This window comes from Pseudoalteromonas sp. 2CM41L, assembly GCF_023161905.1.
Lineage (GTDB): Bacteria > Pseudomonadota > Gammaproteobacteria > Enterobacterales > Alteromonadaceae > Pseudoalteromonas > Pseudoalteromonas atlantica.
In genome coordinates this window covers 7,843-12,977 of record NZ_JALNTN010000031.1, presented here as the reverse complement: position 1 = coordinate 12,977, position 5,135 = coordinate 7,843, and the positions used below count along the sequence as shown (strand labels likewise).

The following is a 5,135-nucleotide window of genomic DNA, read 5'->3' as shown; positions in this document are numbered from 1 at the left end:
GCTTACAGCTTACAGCTTACAGCTTACAGCTTACAGCTTACAGCTTACAGCTTACAGCTTACAGCTTACAGCTTACAGCTATGTTTTTAAATTACTGAGCCTAATTGGAAAATCGGCAAGTACATGGCAACAATTAAGCCACCGACGAGCACACCCAGCACTGCCATAATAAGCGGCTCTAATAAGCTAGATAAGCCATCAACTGCATCATCAACTTCTTGCTCGTAAATAGTCGCTACTTTAGCAAGCATGCCATCTAACGAGCCAGACTCTTCACCAATGGCCACCATTTGAATAACCATGTCGGGGAATATTTTAGAGTTACGCATCGCCCAGTTCATTTGATTACCCGAACTCACCTCTGCTTTAATATCTAAAATAGCATAGCGATACACAGCATTACCGGACGCACCAGCAGCTGAGTCGAGTGCATCAACAAGTGGTACACCCGCAGCAAAGGTGGTCGAAAGCGTACGAGCGTAACGTGCAACAGCGGCTTTATTTAAAATCATGCCAATTATAGGGAGTTTTAATATAGCGCGATCGGTTGCATCTCTAAGTTTTAAACTTCTGAGCTTGGCTTCTTTAAACGCGTAACCAAAACCAACAATGGCTATTAAAATCATCCACCAATATTCTTGCATAAACTCAGAAATACCAATAACAAATAAGGTAAATGCGGGGAGTTGTGCTCCAAAGCTATTAAAAATCTCTTGAAATTGTGGTACTACAAATATGAGCAGTATTGAGGTAACTATAAGCGCAACCACTAAAACCGCGATAGGGTAAAACATGGCTTTTTTAATTTTTGATTTAAGCGCTTCGGATTTTTCTTTATATAGAGCAACACGGTCAAATATTTTATCAAGTGCGCCAGATTGCTCGCCTGATGCCACTAAGTCGCAATACAAATCATCAAAATAGCGAGGATGTCTTCTAAGGGCTGTGGATAGAGGTTGGCCAGCTTTTACTTCATCGCCAATAGTTTCCATTAACTTTGCTACACTTTTGTTGGTAGAGCCTGTGCCTATCATTTCAATTGCTTGAATAAGTGGTACGCCTGCCATTAGCATAGTGGCAATTTGGCGTGTAACTAAAGCAATATCCTTTGGTGTTATTTTTTGGAGGCGGGTACCAAAGAGGGGTTTTGGCTTTCTCTTTACTTTAGATGGTGTTATGCCTTGCTTTCTCAGTTGTGCTTTCACAAGGGCAATACTAATACCTGATAGCTCTCCTTCTAAGCGTTTTCCTCTTGCGCTGACGCCTACCCATTGAAATACATCTAGCTTATCGTTCTCTTTTGACATTATAGTTACCGATTTCTATTTAAATTAGAACGAAATAGAAAAAAGCAGAGTAAAGACTCTGCTTAAAATATTAACTTATGAGCAAAAATTTGCCGCTTTACATGTACCAGTTTGTGTAAATTGCGTAGAGCCACCATCAACTTTCGGTGTAACAACCCAAGTATAACCGCCTGCGTTTGCTTCTGCTGTTGCTGTTATTACAGCATCTTTTACAGTTAAAGATTTTATAGCTGCTGGAAGTGTTGTTGGTACAGCAGGGATACCTAGACTGCCTGCGTCACAACCAGCGAGTACACCTCCATTTTCTTGAATGCAAAGTGTAACAGCGGTTTTATAACCTTCACCAATTGATACAACTTCAGAAAAACGAGCTTTTTTAGTATAATCTTGATAAGCAGGTAACGCTACTGCTGCAAGAATACCGATGATTGCTACAACAATCATTAGTTCGATTAGGGTGAAACCCTGTTGTTTTTGAGTCATTGTTTTCATGTTTCCTCTCCTAAAGGATAATGTTTTGTAAGGTAGTCAGGTTAGTGGCGAAAATGCCAAATTTAATTTACCTGATTAACTTTACAGATTTACTTAAAAATAGATTTTCACGTACTTTTAGCCTTAGGTATGAAACACAAAAGCTAAATGTGAGTTCATTATGTTGCAACTTGCACAGACTACCTAAACACAAAGTAGACTAAATATAGGAAACATACTGACCATTTGCTTTAATCTTTTAGGTATTTTTTTAAGATTAAAAGAAAAAGCAGTTACTTATTGCTATATTTTTCAAGGAAGTAATACAACTGGGTTAGTGTAACACTTTTTTTATGCTTAAAGCACACATATTTTTCTAAAAAGGATACTTTATTTAACAAAATGTTACAAAGTAGCTCTTTTGGCTTATTTAAAGTCTTTTTTCTTAGATTGTCAATTGATTAGCTATAGTAAAGGTAAATTTACTGTTTTAAAATTGCTCGAAACGCATCGATAAATCGATTGATTGTAAATTTTTTGTAAGTGCGCCGCTGGAGATGAAGTCGACTCCTACCTGCGAGTAAGTTTTAAGCGTTTCTAGCGTCATATTGCCAGAAACCTCTAATTTAGCGCGCTTATTAGTAGTGACCACAGCTTGCTGAATTTGTTCAACGCTAAAATTATCGAGCATGATTATGTCGGCGCCTGCATTAATAGCTTGCTCAAGTTCATTTAACGATTCAACCTCTACTTCTACGGGTTTTGTAGGGTGGTTTTGCTTGGCTTGTGCGACTGCTTTATCAATTCCGCCACACGCTGCTATGTGGTTTTCTTTAATTAAAAACGCATCAAATAAGCCTATACGGTGATTTGCACCGCCGCCGCATTTTACAGCGTATTTTTGAAGTAGCCTGAGTCCTGGTATTGTTTTACGGGTATCGAGCAGTTGGGTTGTGGTGCCGCTAAGCTCTTTTACATAATTTGCAGTTGTGGTTGCGGTACCCGAAAGCGTTTGTACAAAGTTAAGCGCGGTACGCTCTGCAGTTAAAATAGCGCGGGCAGAACCTTTAGCTGTAAATAAGGTGCTATTTGCTGGCACAAAGTCGCCATCATTTACTAATACGTTTACTTCAACGCTTGGATCTACTTGCTTAAACACTTCTATAATGATGTCTTTACCGCAAAAAACGCAGTCTTCGCGGGTAATTACTTTAGCATTTGCGTGCTCGTTTTGTGGAATAAGCTGTGCGGTAATGTCGCCGTCTTGTGCTGATTGATAATTTAGATCTTCATCTAAGGCGAGGGTGACAAGTTGAGTAATAAGCGTGTGCGAAATTGACATATGAAGGCTCATAAGTGTTAATAAATTAAGCAAATTTTACTATGTTTAAATAACTAATAGAAGCGCTTTTAAATGAGCGGGGTTTATTACACCTACATATATAGCATGGCTGCTAAAAGTAATGCTACCAGCTGAATGTTAGCTAGCCGCAATGGCTATCATTATTTATATAAATCCTTTAGCATCAAGTTTATGTATACCGTGGTATTAAAATAATGCAGATAGATTCAAGCGGAGTTGTCGCTAATATAACACAGCGGCCTTGTACGCATTTTGATGAGCGCCCTGAAAATACCGATATTTCGCTATTGGTAATTCATAATATTTCCTTGCCGGCTGGGCAATTTGGCACTGAACACGTTGATGCCCTGTTTATGGGTGAGATTGATTGTAATGCGCACCCCAGTTTTTGTGATTTAAATGGGCTTAGAGTGTCAGCGCACTGTTTTATAAAACGTACTGGCGAGATTATTCAATATGTGCCATTTAATAAACGCGCGTGGCATGCCGGGCAATCTGAATATGAAGGGCAAAGCGCATGTAATAACTTTAGTATAGGCATTGAACTTGAGGGTACAGATACCACACCTTACACTCAGGCGCAGTACACCAGCTTACATAGCCTAACAAAGGCAATTATGACCCGTTACCCGCTTATCACCACTAAGCGAGTTGTAGGGCATTGCGATATAGCACCTGGGCGAAAAACCGACCCTGGGGAAAGTTTTAATTGGCTTGCTTATATAAGCGGGCTAGAACAAGCAAATTAAGTGAGTCGCTATCATGATTTTAGTTTCTATAATTATTGCACTAATACTTGAGCGTTTAGGTGCGCGATCACAGTATTGGCAAATAAGCCATTACGTTAATGGTTATTTTAATCGCTCGGGTAAATTACTTAGTGAAAACGGATTGTTTAGCTCGGCAATTGGCTTTTTAATTTGGTTACTTTTGCCGGTAGTGGCTGTTGCGCTTATATATGTATTCTCAGACTTTGTACTTTGGCAGTTAGCTATTAATGTTGCGGTTTTATTGGTTTGTTTTGGTTGTGCTAAGCACCGCGCTTTATATAAGTCGTATTTAAATGCACTAACGCGGGATGATAAAACCGCGGCCTCATTATACGCACTACAAATGGGGCAAAAACACCTAGAGGATGAAGAGGGCGGAGAAACATTTGGGCAAACCTTAGCGTGGATTAATTTTAGATTTTATTGCGCCGTTATTTTTTGGTTTGTAATGCTTGGCGCCCCAGGGGCCGTGTTGTATGCAATAGTTCGTACGTTGGCCGATTTAGTTAAAGAAAACCATAAAGTGGTGTTTGCAAATCGTTTTAATCTGTTGCATAAATTATTATTTTGGCTAGATTGGCTACCAGCGCGTGTTGCAAGCTTTGGCTATTTAGTCATTGGTAACTTTAATAAAGGTACAAGCTGCTGGTTGCATTATGTATTGGATTTTAAAACGCCAAACCGCAAAGTTGTTACGTGTACAGCGCTTGCGGCTGAGCAAGTAGAGCAGCGTTATTACGGATGTGCTATTGAAGCCACTTGTATGATTAAATTAGTTAAACGCAACGTGCTTTTTTATTTAGTACTTATCGCACTGCTTACTTTATTTGGCGGTTTATCGTAGTCGCGATTTCACATCGCGCAATGTACGCCGCGCTTAGGGGGAGTATCGAGGTGGGGGTGTTGGTCGCGGGGTAAACCCGCTGCTACGGTTTATGCAGTCGCGATTTCACATCGCGCAATGTGTACCTCGCTTAGGGTGAGTATCGCGGCAGGATAATTGGTCGCGGGGTAAACCAGCTGCTACGGTTTTGCGTAGTCGCGATTTTACATCGCGCAATGTGTATCTCTCTTAGAGTGAGTATCGCGGCAGGATAATTGGTCGCGGGGTAAACCCGCTGCTACGGTTATGCGTAGTCGCGATTTTACATCGCGCAATGTGTACCTCGCTTAGGGTGAGTATCGCGGCAGGATAATTGGTCGCGGGGTAAACCAGCTGCTACG

The 5,135-nt window shown here is 40.5% G+C and carries 5 protein-coding genes; 2 read left to right on the top strand and 3 right to left on the bottom strand.

The features are described 5' to 3' along the window. Positions 1–86: 86 nt before the first annotated feature. From MTF64_RS19755 to nadC, 3 genes are all read right to left on the bottom strand, one after another. Positions 87–1,307: a type II secretion system F family protein gene (locus tag MTF64_RS19755; RefSeq protein WP_248452430.1), complete on the bottom strand. Its 1,221-nt coding sequence runs from the start codon at positions 1,305–1,307 to the stop codon at positions 87–89. Positions 1,308–1,382: 75 nt separating this feature from the next. Continuing rightward, the gene (locus tag MTF64_RS19750; RefSeq protein WP_282447058.1) at positions 1,383–1,799 is read right to left on the bottom strand and encodes a prepilin-type N-terminal cleavage/methylation domain-containing protein; all 417 of its coding nucleotides are present in this window, start codon (positions 1,797–1,799) and stop codon (positions 1,383–1,385) included. Positions 1,800–2,268: 469 nt separating this feature from the next. Continuing rightward, positions 2,269–3,120, bottom strand: a complete 852-nt coding sequence (gene nadC / locus MTF64_RS19745; RefSeq protein WP_248452429.1) for a carboxylating nicotinate-nucleotide diphosphorylase — start codon at positions 3,118–3,120, stop codon at positions 2,269–2,271. Positions 3,121–3,335: 215 nt separating this feature from the next. Between nadC and ampD the strand changes: the two genes are divergently transcribed. After that, positions 3,336–3,890: a 1,6-anhydro-N-acetylmuramyl-L-alanine amidase AmpD gene (gene ampD / locus MTF64_RS19740; RefSeq protein ID WP_248452428.1), complete on the top strand. Its 555-nt coding sequence runs from the start codon at positions 3,336–3,338 to the stop codon at positions 3,888–3,890. Between the two features lie 13 nt (positions 3,891–3,903). Beyond that, on the top strand, positions 3,904–4,755 hold the full coding sequence (ampE, locus tag MTF64_RS19735) for a beta-lactamase regulator AmpE (protein WP_248452427.1): 852 nt from the start codon (positions 3,904–3,906) through the stop codon (positions 4,753–4,755). Positions 4,756–5,135 lie beyond the last annotated feature (380 nt).